The sequence below is a fragment of the Haloarcula taiwanensis genome (assembly GCA_002844335.1).
Taxonomy (GTDB): Archaea; Halobacteriota; Halobacteria; order Halobacteriales; family Haloarculaceae; genus Haloarcula; species Haloarcula taiwanensis.
This window is the reverse complement of sequence record CP019154.1, coordinates 2,296,568-2,311,530: the sequence shown is the minus strand read 5'-3', so window position 1 is coordinate 2,311,530 and position 14,963 is coordinate 2,296,568. Positions and strand designations below refer to the sequence as shown.

The 14,963-nt window shown below is 62.6% G+C and carries 13 protein-coding genes; 6 read left to right on the top strand and 7 right to left on the bottom strand.

Annotated features, from left to right (window positions below; all coding sequences use genetic code 11):
* Positions 1 to 29: 29 nt before the first annotated feature.
* The 4 genes from BVU17_11730 to BVU17_11715 all read right to left on the bottom strand — a co-directional run bounded on the left by BVU17_11730 (position 30) and on the right by BVU17_11715 (position 5,985).
* Entirely contained in the window at positions 30 to 1,619 is a 1,590-nt protein-coding gene (locus tag BVU17_11730) for an oleate hydratase (GenBank protein AUG48158.1), read from the bottom strand.
* 122 nt (positions 1,620 to 1,741) lie between these two features.
* The gene (locus BVU17_11725; protein AUG48157.1) at positions 1,742 to 2,383 is read right to left on the bottom strand and encodes a DNA-binding protein; all 642 of its coding nucleotides are present in this window, start codon (positions 2,381 to 2,383) and stop codon (positions 1,742 to 1,744) included.
* A gap of 197 nt (positions 2,384 to 2,580) precedes the next feature.
* Complete coding sequence (locus BVU17_11720) at positions 2,581 to 5,013, bottom strand: methyl-accepting chemotaxis protein (GenBank protein ID AUG48156.1); 2,433 nt, start codon at positions 5,011 to 5,013, stop codon at positions 2,581 to 2,583.
* 6 nt (positions 5,014 to 5,019) lie between these two features.
* On the bottom strand, positions 5,020 to 5,985 hold the full coding sequence (locus BVU17_11715) for an ABC transporter (protein AUG48902.1): 966 nt from the start codon (positions 5,983 to 5,985) through the stop codon (positions 5,020 to 5,022).
* A 464-nt stretch (positions 5,986 to 6,449) separates the two neighbouring features.
* Here BVU17_11715 and BVU17_11710 point away from each other — a divergent pair, with 464 nt between their 5' ends.
* From BVU17_11710 to BVU17_11700, 3 genes are all read left to right on the top strand, one after another.
* A complete protein-coding gene (locus BVU17_11710) occupies positions 6,450 to 7,106 on the top strand; it encodes a disulfide bond formation protein DsbA (protein ID AUG48155.1) in 657 nt (218 codons plus the stop codon).
* Positions 7,103 to 7,702: a hypothetical protein gene (locus BVU17_11705; protein AUG48154.1), complete on the top strand. Its 600-nt coding sequence runs from the start codon at positions 7,103 to 7,105 to the stop codon at positions 7,700 to 7,702. Before BVU17_11710 ends, BVU17_11705 begins: the two co-directional genes overlap by 4 nt.
* 103 nt (positions 7,703 to 7,805) lie before the next feature.
* Entirely contained in the window at positions 7,806 to 8,345 is a 540-nt protein-coding gene (locus tag BVU17_11700; protein ID AUG48153.1) for a hypothetical protein, read from the top strand.
* A gap of 47 nt (positions 8,346 to 8,392) precedes the next feature.
* Here BVU17_11700 and BVU17_11695 read toward each other — a convergent pair whose 3' ends face one another.
* From BVU17_11695 to BVU17_11685, 3 genes are all read right to left on the bottom strand, one after another.
* Entirely contained in the window at positions 8,393 to 10,030 is a 1,638-nt protein-coding gene (locus tag BVU17_11695) for an MCP domain-containing signal transducer (protein ID AUG48901.1), read from the bottom strand.
* Between the two features lie 125 nt (positions 10,031 to 10,155).
* Positions 10,156 to 11,343 (bottom strand): GTPase, encoded by a 1,188-nt coding sequence (locus BVU17_11690; GenBank protein AUG48152.1) that lies wholly within the window; start codon positions 11,341 to 11,343, stop codon positions 10,156 to 10,158.
* Between the two features lie 83 nt (positions 11,344 to 11,426).
* The gene (locus BVU17_11685) at positions 11,427 to 11,924 is read right to left on the bottom strand and encodes a GNAT family N-acetyltransferase (protein ID AUG48151.1); all 498 of its coding nucleotides are present in this window, start codon (positions 11,922 to 11,924) and stop codon (positions 11,427 to 11,429) included.
* 130 nt (positions 11,925 to 12,054) lie between these two features.
* On the opposite strand from BVU17_11685, the gene BVU17_11680 reads away from it, so the two are divergent.
* The 3 genes from BVU17_11680 to BVU17_11670 are packed head-to-tail and all read left to right on the top strand — an operon-like array spanning position 12,055 to position 14,959.
* Positions 12,055 to 12,870 carry an indole-3-glycerol phosphate synthase gene (locus tag BVU17_11680; GenBank protein ID AUG48150.1) on the top strand — a complete coding sequence of 272 codons (816 nt, stop codon included), beginning with the start codon at positions 12,055 to 12,057 and terminating at the stop codon, positions 12,868 to 12,870.
* On the top strand, positions 12,867 to 14,129 hold the full coding sequence (locus tag BVU17_11675) for a tryptophan synthase subunit beta (protein AUG48149.1): 1,263 nt from the start codon (positions 12,867 to 12,869) through the stop codon (positions 14,127 to 14,129). Before BVU17_11680 ends, BVU17_11675 begins: the two co-directional genes overlap by 4 nt.
* A complete protein-coding gene (locus BVU17_11670) occupies positions 14,129 to 14,959 on the top strand; it encodes a tryptophan synthase subunit alpha (protein ID AUG48148.1) in 831 nt (276 codons plus the stop codon). The genes BVU17_11675 and BVU17_11670 overlap by 1 nt, the downstream gene beginning before the upstream one ends.
* Positions 14,960 to 14,963: the final 4 nt, after the last annotated feature.

The window sequence follows — 14,963 nt, the reverse complement described above, 5'->3', positions numbered from 1 at the left end:
AATATCCGCGTCCGTACCGCGCTCGCTTCTCAGCGGTACGCGGCACGGACAGTGTCTGCGATGACACCCGGCTTCCGGTAGTGTTTGGTCACCGGAGGCACCTCCCGGTCGAGATCGAGCATCTCGTAGACGGCGGTCATCGCCGACCGGACCGAGTACTCGACGGTGAACACCACGTCCCGCGGCTGTTCGGCGTACTGTCCGAGGAACGCCAGATTGTTCGACCCGTCCGGGACGACCTCGGGCCGGTCACCGGGCTCCCGGGGCTGGAAGTGCGCCGTGATGAACGGCATCATCGCCGGGATGCAGGTCACGTCGTCGAGTAGCTCCGGGAGCCGGTCCTCGCACTGCAGGTGGTAACACAGCTCTTGGAGGATCTCCCGGCCGGTACACTCGGACATCGGTTTCTCCACGTAGTTCCCCTCGCGGTCCGGGAACAGCGCGTAGCCCCAGAAGACCTTCACGTCGTCCGGCTGGTTCGCGAAGTGGGGCTGTGCGGCGACGACCGTCGACAACAGCCAGTTCGACCCGAGGTAGGTGACGAGCCCGTTGCCCGGTTCCTCGCTGGTGAAATCGACGATGTGGTCGAACAAGTCGGTGTTGTGCAGGGTAACGGTGAACGACTCCCATTTCGTCTCCGTGACGTTATCGGCGAACACTGACGGATTGCCGAACTGTGGATTGTCCTCGGCGATGGACTTCCACAGCTCCCACGACGCCCCGGTCTCGTTCAGCTCTGGGGCCTCGTCCATCCCGCCAATAGACGAACCGTCGGTCATCGACCCGTTCGTCACGAACACGAGGTCGGACGGCTCGACGGGGACCGACTCGGTGCCGCTGTTGGTCTCACAGTAGAGCCGCTCGACAGTGCGCCCCGTCCGCGACGGGACGATGTCCATATCGGTCACCTCGTGGCCGTACTCGAAGGAGACGCCCCTGTCTTCGAGCCAGCGCCGGAGTGGGAGAATCATCGAGTCGTACTGGTTGTACTTCGTCCGGTCGATGCCCTCCATGGTGTGCAAGCGCGGGAACTCGTGGAGGAACCGGTACATGTACCGCCGAACTTCGGCGACGCTGTGCCACGGCTGGAACGCGAAGATGGTCGCCCAGACGTACCAGAAGTTCGTCTCCAGGAACGACTCGTCGAACCACTCCTCGATGCGCGTGTCACCGAGTCGCGGTTCGGGCGTGAGGAGCAACCGAGCTATCGACTGTCGATGCTGGCTCGTCAGTCCGTACTCGCCCGCGTCGATCCGCTCGCCCTCGTGCATCAGCCGCGTTTTCGCGTACGAGGGGTGCGCTTCGTTGAACTCGTCCATCACGTCTTTGACCGACCGCGAGTCGTCTTCGAGTGACGGAATCGTCTCGAAGAGGTCCCACGTACATTCGTACGTCGGATAGTTGAACATCCTGCCGCCCCGGATCAGGTACGCCTCCTCCGGGTCGCCGGCACCGTCCATCGCGCCACCGACGACGTCCAGCTTTTCGTAGACATGGATGTTTTCGCCGGGCATGTTGCCGTCCCGTACTAGGAACGCCGCGCCGGCGAGAGAGGCGATACCGCCGCCGACGAAGTGTGCGTCGCGGTCAGTGACGTGTGGGTGCTGGTGGCCAGTCATATTGAATCACCGTCATGTAGTCCTACACAAGTCCCAGCCCTAACGGTTGCCAACATATGTACAGCAATTTATAAGAGGGGGTATCTCACCGGAACAGCTCCGCTCTGACCGGGCTGCTGTCACTATTCGGAACTGGCAATCGTGTGGTCGATCAACTGGTCCGTTCCACGACGGAGGCGCTCCGAGATGGCGGACGTGGTCGCGTCGAGTTCCCTCGCGAGTTCCGACAGGTCTGCCTCGCGGGGGACGGCGAAGTATCCCTGTCGGTTGGCTGCCAGTAGTGCTTCTCGTTGCGGGGCGGTGAGTCCGTAGTCGTCGCCGCCGTGTTCCGTCTCACAGAGCCGGTGCGGGCGGAACGTGACACTGCTTGACTGACAGGCGTCACGAAACGCTTCGAGGTCCGCTCGGTCGGCGAACTGTGTGCTCACCTTCCACCCGTGCTCGGTCACGAGCGCACCCATCGGATACGTCTGCCGGTCGACGAGCTGGGTGTACATCTCGACGTAATCCGTATCGAGGACGACCCGATACCGCGACTCGACGATAGCCGAGTCCATGGCGACAAACTCCACGACCGACTCGTCGCCGAGCAATGCCGATTCGAGCGCGTCCGGTTCGACGCCCGTCGCAGAGAACACGAGTGCCGGCTCGTCGGTCGTCCCGGAAACGACGTTGTCGACGATCAATCGGGTGTTCAGCTCAGCGGCGACCGCACAGAGCGGCATATCCGCGGACTGCAACTCGAATTCACAGATGACGCTCATGTGTATTATTCAGCCGACCGAAATAAAGGCATACTGGGGATTCTCACGCGCCGAAACTGACCGTCGGTATCGGAGTCGTTCGACGAACATCTACTGGGACGCGTTGCGCGTTGTGGTGGCTACACGTAGCGAAACGTCACAGGAAAACGGGTGTTCCGGGCTTCCCCGAGCGTCAATCTGTGTTTCCGCTGTTACCGTCAGCGGTGTCGGGACTGCTCGTTCCCATCGACCGCGACGTCAAACTCCGACAGGAGTGCCTTGAGCTGCTCGGCCTGTCCGCTCAGCGATTTGATGCTGTCGTTGATTTCCGACATCGAGGCCGCCTGCTCCTCTGCGGCGGCGGACACGCTCTGTACCTCGTCGGCGGTAGATTCACTGAGGTCAGCAACCTCCTCGGTCATCGATACCGCTTCTTCAGTGCTGGCGGCCTGGTCGTCAGTCGTGTCACTGATTTCCTGAACGCCGGCGTCCGTTTTGTCGGCGTACTCCGATACCTCTGTGAACGCCGACATGACCTCTTCAACTGCATCGATGCCTGCCTCCATCGATTCTTCAGCCACTTTGGCTTCGTCGACAGTTGTCTCCGTCTGTGACTGGATGTCGGTAATGAGTTGTTCTATTTCGGTCGCCGATGCCTGTGTCTCCCCGGCGAGTTCCTTGACCTCGTCGGCCACGACGGCGAACCCTTCGCCGTCTTTGTCGGCACGCGCAGCTTCGATGTTCGCGTTCAACGCGAGCATGTTCGTCTGCTCGGCGATGTCCGCGATCAGCTCGACGATGGTGCTGATCTCCGCCATCTGCTCGTCTAACCGTTCGACGTTCTCGACAGTCGCGTCGATTGCTTCCTGTACTCTGTGCGAACTTTCGAGGGCGTCTCTGGCCGTTTCCTCGCCTTTTCGGGCGACGTCAGCGGTCTGATTCGAGTGCTCCGCAACCGAGTCAGCGGACGCAGCTACCTCTTCGATAGCTGCCGAAAGGTCAGTCATCTCTCCCGAGACTGTGTCCAGCATATCGCGTTGCTCGTCGGCGGCAGCCGCGATCTCCTGAACTGATTCGCTGACCTCGCCGCTCGCACGCTCGGCGTCAGCCGCCCCGACTTCGGCCTCCTCGCTGGCGGCTGTGACGGTCTCCGCGAACTTCTGAATGTCGACGATAGTGCGTTCCCACTGTGTGAGCATATCGTTGAACGAGGACGCGATAGCCGCCATCGCCTCGTTATCGGTCTCGTCTTCGGGGAGACGCCGGGTCAGGTCGCCGTCCGCGCACGCTTCCATCACGTCGCTGTATACCTCTGCTTGCTGTTCGAGTTCCGCCGCGAGTGCCTCGGCCTCTTCCTTTGCCTGCTCGGCGCGGGCACGCTCTTCTTCCGCCTCCTCCCGGGCGTCTGTCGCCTGCTCGCGGGCGGCCTCGGCTTCGTCGATTTTTGAGACGAGTGCGTCGCGCATACTCCCGATAGACGTGAACAACTGCCCGATCTCGTCCCGGCGAGAGCTCGAAACGTCGACATCGTACTCTCCCTGCTCGATGGCAGTAGCGGCCGCAGAGAGCTGTTGCACGGATGTCGCCGTGTTCCGTCCAATCGTTCCACCAATGACGATTACACCACCGAGCGCGACCAGAATGAACGCCAAGATATCAGTCCGAATCTGCTCGCTCAGCGCGAACGCGTTCGCCGCAGGCGCATGCTTGATAACGACCCAGTTTGTGCCGGGAATGGTCGCGTATGCGGCGACGTGCTCGGTGTCAAGCACTGCGTCTTTTGTCGGCGCGTCGGTGAAGGTGCCCTGTTCGGTAGCCGTGCTGATCTCTGGGATGTCAGCCTGTGACTTGTTCGAGATGTACGGCTGTCCAACAGCACCGGTGCCAGCGTCAGAGAACAACACCTCAGTCGAACTCGATGTCGGGCGGACCACCTGTGTGAACGTCCCGTCGATACCAGTGCTGAACTGCTTGCTCAGGTCGCTGGCGTCGTACTCGACCACGAGTACGTGTGTGAAGTCGGCGGCGACACTCATCGAACTGACCACTCGCTTGCCGTTCGCGTTCGTGTACGGGTTCGATGAAACCACTGTGTCGCGGCCGATAGACCGAGTCCGGTCGACCCACGGATGTGCGTCCGATGTGACACGCGTTCCGCGGAGTGTTTCGTCAGTACTTGCCACAATCCTTGCCTCCCCCGCTGTGCCGACAGTGGGGTCTGCAAGGTGGACGGCAGCGACGCGGTCGGACTGGAGCTCATCCGCGGCGAGCCGTTCCGTGTAGGCCTGCTGGTCTTCGCGCGTCGCGTTGAAACCGAGCAGCGGATTGTTTGACGCGACGAGCACCGGCCGCTCGTTGCGCTCAATCCACTCGTTCAACAGGCCGGACTCGGCGTTGACCTCCTGTACGAGCTGTTGTGCCGTGTCGTCTTCGAGTGTGGCAGTTGCGTTCCCCTGCACCCAGAACCCGCCGGCCGCGATGAGTACCACGATCACGAGCAACGCAACAGCGAACTTGACGAGGTACGACCGGACTGGCAGCAGCGCAACGGCTTTCGCTCGCTCCAGCGCTGTCGTGTCCGAGGCCGCTGACGCTGTCGCGTCTGCTGATTCGTCGTCACCGTCGCCTGAATGTGCTGTAGATTCTTCCATACTGATTCAGATGAAGCCGTTGGCCGTGAGGTGGTCAACAACCGCCTGCTGGCTGCCGACCTCGGTTGCGTGACTGTTCAGCTCTTGCATCGTTTTCGCGTCCGGAATGGCGTCCGGCATCTTGTTCAGCGCCGACACCACGGCGTCCGTCGCGACGTCCTCGTGAACGACGCCGACCGGGTGGAAAAACGGCCAGAAGTTCCGGTCGTCATCGAGGTACACGATGTCTTCAACGGTTGTGAGCCACGCGCTGGTGCTGTACCCGAAGCTGAGGTCGGCGTAGCCTTCGTCGACAGCCGTACCAGCCGCCTGTGCCGACGCCGCCTCGATAAACTCCTGTTCTGCTTCCCAGCGCTCCACATGCTCGGCCTCAAACCCGTAGTAATCAAGCAAAGCATCGAAACCGTCACTACGAGTCTTGAACCCGTCGCCAAACGCCGGCCGGATATCGTAGTTCCCGTCGTTGACGTAACCGGCGAGGTCACTGATTGTCTCGATCCCGGTCCCTTCGATAGCGTCCTCGCGGATGAACACGGCCCACGTGTTCTGCCAGTCTGCGCGGTCGAGAATTCGAATCGGGTGTTCCGACTCCATCTCGGACTTCAACGCTTCGTACTGTTCATCTGGTGTCTCGAAGTCGGCTTCGTCGTGCTTGGGCGGGTGCGCAGCCCACAGTGACCCCATGTAATCGTAGTACGCGTGGATATCGCCGACCTGATACGCCTCGGCGTGTGCAGCGTTCCCGCCGAAGCCAGTTTCGTCTACAAGACTCACACCCGTATTGTTCGCGAGCAATTCGTAGGCGATGTACCCGAGATTTAGTTGCTCTGTGTAGCCTTTCGAACTGACAACGACGGACATCGAGCCGTCGGTGGACCCGGCGGCTTCAGCTTCGCTCTCGGCTGTACTTGATTCTGTCTCTCCGCCAGTCGAACAGCCGACCAGCGTGGCGGCTCCGCCAGTTGCGAGCATCCCGAGTAACCGTCGCCGGCTCCCGGTCCATTGTTCCTTTCTTTCATCTACCATTGCTCAACTCGTCGCTAATGATAATCAAAAAAACCGTTGCCGAGAATATCAACATTGATAGCAAAACAATAAAATCGTGTACAATTTAGTCCCTAACTGTTGGGGATCTCCACAGAGGGGACTCTCTACAGGAGAGTCATCGCAGTCGCTGTCGTCCCAGATCCAGATCATGTCAGTCGCAACCGAACCACAGAGATACCCGTGGCAAACGGTCGTCGGCTACAGCTACCAGTTGGAGCAAGAGCCTCGGCACTCATAGGGCTCGTCACCAGCGGGGAGTCACCCCGGTTCGGCCCTGTGAGTTGTCGTCATCGGCCGTCAGATGGTACCGCCGCCGGCGACAAGACGGTTACTCATCGTGGCCACACAGTGGAACAAACGCTAAACCCACGCGGGTCAACCAGTCGTATATGAACAGACGACGCTTTCTCACACTTTTCGGGACGGGTGTCGTCGGCGCCATCGCGGGGTGCAGTGGTGAAGCAGACAACGCCGAAACCATTGACAGCCACCCGGCGGCCGCCGACCTCGAAGCCCAGCCCCGCCGCGGCGAACTGGGCGGCCACGTCGTCCTGGCGTTCGAAGACCCCTCCTGTCCGACCTGCCGCCGCTTCCACGAGAACACGGTGCCGGCTATCCGGGAGAACATCGTGGGGACGGGCAAGGGCGCATACGTCGTCCGGACGTACCCGGTCATCTATCCCTGGAGTGAGCCGGCGACACAGGCGCTGGAGTCGACGTTTGCCCGCGACAGCGAGGCGTACTGGGCGCTGTTCGAGCACTACTTCGCCGAACAGTCGTCGTTCGATACGGACAACGTTCTGGACCGGACGGCGACGTTTCTCACCGAGGAGACAGCGGTTGACGGCGAGGCGGTCGCACGCGATGCGCGGGAGCGAGCGCACGACGACGCTGTACAGGCTGATATCCAGGCGGCCGAGAACGCCGGGTTGGGTGAAACGACGCCGATAATTCTGCTGTTTGAGGACGGAGAGTTCGTGACGAAGGTCAACGGGAGCGTCAGCTACGACCTCATCGCCGAGGCGCTGGGAGAGCGCGACGGATGAGCATCGCACGCGGCCTCCGCCTGCCAACCACACGCGGTGACTGGCGGCTCATGGGCCGAACGGTCAGGCTCGTACTCACGCTGCCGGTCTATGCGGCGGTCGCCGTGGTCGCTGCCGTCGTCTCGCTGACGGTATTCGTCGTCTCGCTGAACGTCCCGCTAGTGCTTGACCTCGTTATCGGTGGGTCGCTCCCGCTTGCCAGCCGGCTGCGCGTGCTCGCTGAACTGTACCCGTTTATCGGCACGTCGTTCAACCCTGCCCAGGGTACCCTGCTGCTCGTCGTCGCCGTCCTCACGGGCGTCGACATCGGTCTGGTGGCGTACCACTTCCGCGAGCACGGGCTCGACCTCCAGCAGGGTGGCGCGGGTGTCGCGGGCGTTGTTCTCGGCACACTCGGCGCTGGCTGTGCGGCCTGTGGGTCGGCGGTTTTGCTGGGACTGCTGTCGCTACTCGGCGTTTCGACCTCGCTGCTGTTTCTGCCGCTGGACGGGCTGGAGTTCGCGCTGCTTGCGCTCGTGGTGTTGACCCTCTCCATTTACTGGCTCGCAGAGGGGATGCGCGGCGGCGAAATCAACGGGTGTCCGGTCGACATCTGACTGTGTCGCCGTGCAGTCATCCGTCCGGCTCTCTCGAGGAGATATCCGTGTCAGCGAGAGAAAACGTATAGTATCGTCAGCCGAACACCCATACCGAGAAGGTATGTCCGAGACGGAGCCTCAGGTGACGGTTTCGACGGAGTCCCCCGCCGAGTACGAGCACCTCCACCGGAAGCGGAAAGAGACAGTCGGGACAGTCGAACTGGCCGAAGTCGTCGATGTGTGGGTCGGTGAGAGCGAACTCGTCTGTCGGTTCCAGTTCGACTGGGCGACCGACCCGATACAGCGGCGCTACGACCTGAACAGCGACCGCGACATCGCCAAGGTCGAGCGACTCTGTGAAGCCAACGGCCTGCAGTTCGAGCAGGTCAGTCATCTACAGGGGTCGCTGGTCGAACTCGAATACACCGGTTCCCAGTGGCTGCCGCGGCCAGAGGCTGCCTACACAGACGGTGAAGGATCGGCGGTCGAGACGTTCCGCGCGGAGTGTCGGTTGCTGGTGGCTGAGCTGGCGCAGTCGCCCGCGTTCGTCCGGCGAGGCATCGAACGCGTCCGGGAACTGTCGACGACGCAACTGATTATTGGCATCATCCTCGTCAAAAAAGTCGCCATCATTGCTTTGCTCGCTCACCTTCTGCTGTAGCCGGACGCCTGCCGGCCTGCAGTGTGTAAGTCAGTTCTTGACTCGCCTCAGTCACTCATCGCGGGTCCGGAGTCAGCAGGCGTGTCCACGCGGTCGGTCCCGGCGGTCTCGAACTGTGAGAGTTCGTCGTTAAGAGTGGTGGCGTCGTCGGCGAACCGCTCCACCGAGTCGACCATCCCGGCAACGGTCTGGCCCTGCTGCTTGACCGTCGTGGCCATTTCACGGGCGTCGGTTGCGGTCTCCCCGGCGATGTCGTTGATATCGTCAATTATCCGCACGACTTCCTGTGCGCTGGTCGCCTGCTGGTCGGTCGCTCGGTCGATTTCCTGAATGCCGCCGTTGACATCGACGGTGGCGTCGACCACATCTTCGAGCGTGGTAATAGTCTCGGAGATGGTGTTGCTGCCGCGGTCGACAGCATCTTCCATCGTCTCCATGGCGTCGACGGACGTGCCGACTTGGGACCGCAGCGAGCCGATGAGGTCTTCCACGTCGCCGGTGGCGTTCTGTGTCTCGGTCGCAAGCTGTTTGATTTCGTCCGCGACGACGGCAAAGCCCGAACCCGCTTGGCCGGCACGAGCGGCTTCGATGGACGCGTTCAGCGCGAGCATATTCGTTTCCTCGGCGATGCCGTCGATGACTTCGACGATCTCGGCCATGTCCTCGGCGATGTCGTCTAGTTGCTGGACCTCGCTTGCGGCGTTCGTCGAGTGATGGCGGATCTCGTCGACGGCACTCTGGGCTTCCGACGAGGACCGCTGTGCGTCTCGGCCGAGATTCGCAGCAGTGTTGCTCTGGTCGGCGATTTCGGCCACGGACGACGCCATTTCCTCGACGGTCGCCGAGAGGTCGCTGAGTTCGCTCGCTGCGTCGTCTAGTTGCTGGCGCTGGGTTTCTGCCCCGTCGGCGATGTCGGATGCGGTGTCGGCCACGGACTGTGTCTCAGCACGGACCTGCTGCCCGTCGGCCAGGACAGTTTCACTTCCGGTGGCGATACGTGTCGAGGTCGACTGGCCGCTGCCGATAGCAGTCTCCAGATCACTCAGAGTCTCATTGATCGCGGTCCCGACGGCGGCCATAGCGTCGCTCATGCTGTCGGTGTCAACACGGGCAGTCAGGTCGCCGGCGGCCGCGTCGTCGAGCGCCGTCCGGTACTGTGTCGCTTTCAGTTCGAGGTGGCTGCTCAGCGCCTCCATCTCGCTTCGCTCGGCTTCTGCGGTTTCACGGGCTTCTTCGGCCGCTTCGCGGGCCTCCTCGGCACGCTCCTGAGCTTCGTTTGCTTCCTGAATGTTCCGGCCGAGTGAGGCCGCCGCCCGTTCGAGTTTCGTGTATGCGTCTCCGACCTCGTCAATCCGGTCGACGCCGAAGTCGATGTCGTACTGGCCGTTGTCGACTGCCGTCGCCTTTCGATTAATTTCGATTATCGCGCGGTACATCTCACAGTAGCCCAGAAATCCGGTCACAGCGACGACGAACCCGATGAACACTGCGGCGGCTGTCACAGAGGAAAACAGCACGATAGCTAGTGCCGGTGCGCCCACAATCGACATCGCTGCCAGCAGGAAGACACGGGCGCTGAACGTCCGCCGGAGTGGCGTCGGCAGGTGCGGTTCGATTGTCATGGGCACAGTGCCGACCGCAAGCATGAGCCGGCCAAGTGCGCCCGTCGAATCATCCGTCGTCATCGAAACCACCTCAAAACAGATGACGAGCAAACGACAAAAATAGGCCTTTTCGGGTGCATGTGTTCCGTTCTCTCCGACGTATAAAAAGCCGCACCCTCAGAGTATCAGCGGTGAATCTCCCAGTGTTAGTTCGTTGTCGTGATTTCGACCACGTCGCGGTGGTCGAGTTCGGTGTCAGCGCCGATCTGGCGTTCGGTTCGCACGTCGTGCGCATGGAGGAATCCGTCGCCGATGTCGGTGTGCAGGAAGTACGCGAAGTCCTCTGCAGTCGACCCGTCTGGGAGGACGAAACAGTCCTGCAGGAAGGTCCCGTCCTCCTGGGGCTTGCGAGCGCCGGGGAACACCGCGATAGCTCCCAGTTCCTCGAACAGCGCGGTTTCGAGGGCCTGTTGGACGCCCGTCCCGCCGAACTCGGTCACGAACTCCCGAATCTGTTCCAGCCCCGCGGCCTTCTCCTCTGGTAGGTCCGCCGTCACGGTAAACTCTTCGTCGCCCGGCCGGTAGTCGAGTACGCCCTGCTCGTTGCCGTTTTTCAGGGCCTTCTCCGCGTGGGCCGAGACCGGGACGAACGTCAGGTGCTCGTACTCGGGGTCCTCGGTGACGGTTTCCCAGTTCGCCTGGGCTTCCGGGGTGTCCATCTTGTTCGCCGCGATGAGCATCGGCTTGGTCCGGATGCGAATCTCGCGGGCCAGAGCCTCCTTGTCCGCGTCGTCCCAGGTGTCGGGGTCCAGTTCCAGGTCCAAGGCGAGCACGACCTGCTTGATCTCGTCGGCGTTGATCTTGAACGCTGACATCTGCTCGGCGAGGTCGTCCTCGATGGCCTTGTCCTCGCCGTGGTAGCCCGAGCGGTAGCGCTCGATGCCTTTCTCAAGAATATCGAGATACCACATGTCCAGCTCGTCTTCGAGGAAGTCAATGTCCTCGCGCGGGTCGTGGTCCTCAGTGGGTTCACCCTCCAGGTCCGTCTCGCCGGTGAAATCGACGACGTGGACGAGCACGTCGGCCTCGTTGAGGTCTGTGAGGAACTGATTCCCCAGCCCCTTCCCTTCGTGTGCGCCGGGAACGAGGCCGGCCACGTCGACAAGCTTCGTCGGGACGAACCGGACGCCGTCGGTGCAGTAGCCGTGGTTGGGCGTGCAGGTGTGGTCGAACTCCGGGGCCGCACAGTTGACGCGGACGTAGGCTTCGCCCATCGACGGGTCGATTGTCGTGAACGGGTACGCGCCCTCGGGCACGTCGTTCATCGTCGCCGCATTGAAGAACGTGGACTTGCCGACGGAGGGCTTGCCGACGAGTCCGATCTTGTAGCTCATTGCACCGACGAAGCGGTTTCAGCGGCTTAAACGCTGTTACACGAGCGACGAGAGCGTGTGAGTCACACGCAACGGGTGGGAAATTACACTGTCCGCTCGTACACGTTCACGGGGTGTTCCTGGCCGCCGAACTCGGCCGTCCGCTCGCCGATCTTCTCGAAGTGGGTCCGGTAGAACCCGTTGCCGACTTCGTTCTCGGCCAGCACCTCGTCGCGTATCTTCCGCACGGAGAGGTCCCGCAAGTGGCCCTCGCCCCGGCGAAGTAGTTCGGTCCCGATACCCTCGCCCCAGTAGTCCGGGTGGACGTACAGGTCGAGGTCGCCGAACCCGGTCGCGTCTGTCATCCCACAGCTCATGTACGCCACTACGTCGTCGTCGGCCGTCGAGACGAACAGTCCGACCTCGTCGAGTTCTATCATCCGTTCTAGTACCGGCGGCGCGTACCCCTCCCTGAGGTGGTCGTTTACCGTCTCCGCCCCGAGGATATCGTCGTACACCGCGTGCCACGCGGCCCGTGCGACCCGACGGATATCTGCGATATCCACCGATTCGGCCGGTCGGATGGCTGTCTGGAACGACATATGTGAACATCCAGCGTGAACCCTCATAGAACTGTGGTCTGGCTGACACCGTCCGGTATCCGCCGTGGTCCGCTTCGCCTGAGATAATAGGGCAACTCTTATGTACACTTCTGTACGTTAGTGTTCAGTAATGGACGACAGTGAGGAGATAGACCCAGCGGTTCAGTCGATTCTCGACGCGGCGCGGGAGCGCGGTGGCGGCGGCGACAGGGTGTCGGTGTCGCCCCGGTCGCTGTCGGACGCCTTCGACGCGGTGGCGGCCGACGGACGGACGCCGGTCATCGCCGAAATCAAGCCCACGAGTCCGACCGCGGACGGCGAGCGGACTGACGACCCGGTCGACCTCGCCCGCCAGATGGTTGAGGGCGGCGCGGCGGCGCTCTCGGTGCTGACGGAACCAGACCACTTCGGCGGGTCGGCGGCGGCGCTCGAACGGGTTCGCGATGCCGTCGACGTGCCCGTTCTGCGAAAGGATTTCATTCTCCACGAGGACCAGCTGGACGTCGTCGAGGCGGATGTCGTCCTGCTCATCGTCCGCTTTCTCGAAGCCGACGGGACGGACGACCTCGCGGACCTCCTCACGGCCGCACGCGAGCGGGGCTTCCAGGTCCTCGTGGAGGCCCACACCCCGGCGGAGGTCGAGACGGCGCTGGAAGCGGGCGCGGACATCATCGGCGTCAACAACCGCGACCTCGCCGAACTCGACGTGGACCTCGGAACGTTCGAGTCCGTCGCGCCAGACGTCCCGGAGGGCGTCACACTCATTGCTGAAAGTGGCATACAGACAGCAGACGACGTCACACGGATGTGCGATGCCGGTGCGGACGCCCTGCTAATCGGCTCGGCGATCATGGACCACGACGCGGCGACGGACGTGGAAGCGAACACGCGGCGACTGACACGCGCGGACACTGATGCAGTTGAGACGACACCTACAGACACATGAGCACTGACGACGCATACGACCCCAAGTTCGGTGAGTACGGTGGACAGTACGTGCCCGAGGCACTGATGCCAGCTATCGAAGAGCTGACCGACGCCTACCAGCGGTACGTGCTGGAAAACGAGGACGGCTTCATGGACGAGTTCCGGGAGCGGCTGGCCGACTTCGGCGGCCGACCGACGCCGCTCCAGTACGCGGACCAGCTTTCTGCCCGGTACGATACCGACGTGTATCTCAAGCGCGAGGACCTGCTCCACGGCGGCGCACACAAGCTCAACAACGCGCTCGGGCAGGTCCTGCTGGCGAAGTACATGGGCAAGGAGCGCATCATTGCCGAGACCGGCGCGGGCCAGCACGGCACGGCGACGGCGATGGCGGCGGCCCACCTCGACATGCCCTGCGAAATCTACATGGGCGAGACTGACATCGCGCGCCAGCGTCCCAACGTCTTCCGCATGCGCATCAACGGCTCCGAGGTCAACCCTGTCACGGTCGGCCGCGGCACGCTGAAAGAGGCCATCTCCGAGACGATGCGCGACTGGGCGACCACCGTCGAGAACACCCACTACGTCATCGGGAGTATCGTCGGCCCGCACCCGTTCCCGAAGATGGTCCGGGACTTTCAGGCGGTCATCTCTGAGGAGGCCCGCGAGCAGGTTATCGAGAAGACCGGCGGGCTGCCCGATTCGGTCCTCGCCTGCGCTGGCGGCGGCTCGAACACCATGGGCACCTTCGCCCACTTTGTTGATAATACCGACGTCGACCTCTACGCCGTCGAAGCTGGCGGCTCCTCGCTCCAGGTCGACGAGGAGGAGGGCGTTGCGCCCAACTCCGCCACTCTCTCGACCGGCGACGAGGGCGTCCTCCACGGCGCGCGCACGAAGCTCCTACAGGACTCTGATGGCCAGATCATGGAGTCTCACTCCGTTTCGTCGGGGCTCGACTACGCCGGTGTCGGCCCGGAACTGGCCCACCTCGTCGACGAAGACCGCGTCACGCCGGTCAACGTCGACGACGACATCGCGCTAGAGGCGTTCCACCGCCTCTCCCAGGACGAGGGTATCATCCCGGCTCTGGAGACGGCCCACGCCTTCGGCTATCTTGAAGAGCACCACGACGAAGTCGGTGACTCTGTCATCATCAACGTCTCCGGCCGTGGCGACAAGGACCTCGAAATAGCCATCGAAGAGACCGCGAAGCGCGACCTCGATATCGCGCCGGACATGTCTATCTTCGAGCGCGTCGGCGGAGGTGGCCTCTGATGGGTCTTGAACGCGCCTTCGCCGACGAGCCCGCCTTCGTTCCCTACCTCGCGGCCGGCGACCCGAGTTACGAGGCGTCGCTAGAGTACGTCGAGGCGCTGGCTCGCGGCGGTGCAGACGTCATCGAACTCGGCCTGCCGTTCTCCGAGCCCATCGCGGAGGGCAAGACCATCCAGAACGCTATCGTCCGCGCGCTGGAAGCCGGGATGACGCCCGACCGCTTCTTCGAGTTCGTCGAAGACCTCGATGTGGACGTACCGCTCGTCTGTATGACCTACTATAACCTCATCTATCAGTATGGCGAGAGCGAGGGGCCGCGCCCCTTCGTCGAGAAGGCCGCCGCGGTGGGCATTGAGGGGCTCGTCGTCCCGGACCTCCCTGGGGAGGAAGCCGGCCCGCTCCGGACGGCCTGCGACGAGTTCGGGCTCGATCTGGTGTTCATCGTCGCGCCGACGACGAGAGGCGACCGGCTCGAACGGATGCTCGAACAGGTGTCGGGCTACGTCTACGTCCAGGCACGTCTGGGCGTCACTGGCGCACGAGAGAACGTGGACGATGCCACCGAGGAGTCGCTGGCTCGCCTCTCAGACTGGAACGTGCCAAAGGCCGTCGGGTTCGGCATCAAGACCGGCGACCACGCCGAGCGAATCGTGTCTGCCGGCGCTGACGGCGTCATCGTCGGCTCCGCGCTGGTGGATATTGTCGCCGAGGGCCACGAAAACGGCGATGCTGTCGGTGCGGTAGCCGACCGGCTCGAGGCGAAGGCTCGCGAACTCAAAGAAGGTGCGCTCCGGGGCGGACCAGAACAACCGCAACCGGAACGCACATAATCGT

Coding starts and splice junctions, on each gene's coding strand:
- BVU17_11680 (AUG48150.1), top strand. CDS start 12,055: ATGGACGACAGTGAGGAGATAGACCCAGCGGTTCAGTCGATTCTCGAC.
- BVU17_11690 (AUG48152.1), bottom strand. CDS start 11,343: ATGAGCTACAAGATCGGACTCGTCGGCAAGCCCTCCGTCGGCAAGTCC.
- BVU17_11675 (AUG48149.1), top strand. CDS start 12,867: ATGAGCACTGACGACGCATACGACCCCAAGTTCGGTGAGTACGGTGGA.
- BVU17_11695 (AUG48901.1), bottom strand. CDS start 10,030: ATGACGACGGATGATTCGACGGGCGCACTTGGCCGGCTCATGCTTGCG.
- BVU17_11700 (AUG48153.1), top strand. CDS start 7,806: ATGTCCGAGACGGAGCCTCAGGTGACGGTTTCGACGGAGTCCCCCGCC.
- BVU17_11705 (AUG48154.1), top strand. CDS start 7,103: ATGAGCATCGCACGCGGCCTCCGCCTGCCAACCACACGCGGTGACTGG.
- BVU17_11685 (AUG48151.1), bottom strand. CDS start 11,924: ATGTCGTTCCAGACAGCCATCCGACCGGCCGAATCGGTGGATATCGCA.
- BVU17_11710 (AUG48155.1), top strand. CDS start 6,450: ATGAACAGACGACGCTTTCTCACACTTTTCGGGACGGGTGTCGTCGGC.
- BVU17_11715 (AUG48902.1), bottom strand. CDS start 5,985: ATGCTCGCAACTGGCGGAGCCGCCACGCTGGTCGGCTGTTCGACTGGC.
- BVU17_11670 (AUG48148.1), top strand. CDS start 14,129: ATGGGTCTTGAACGCGCCTTCGCCGACGAGCCCGCCTTCGTTCCCTAC.
- BVU17_11720 (AUG48156.1), bottom strand. CDS start 5,013: ATGGAAGAATCTACAGCACATTCAGGCGACGGTGACGACGAATCAGCA.
- BVU17_11725 (AUG48157.1), bottom strand. CDS start 2,383: ATGAGCGTCATCTGTGAATTCGAGTTGCAGTCCGCGGATATGCCGCTC.
- BVU17_11730 (AUG48158.1), bottom strand. CDS start 1,619: ATGACTGGCCACCAGCACCCACACGTCACTGACCGCGACGCACACTTC.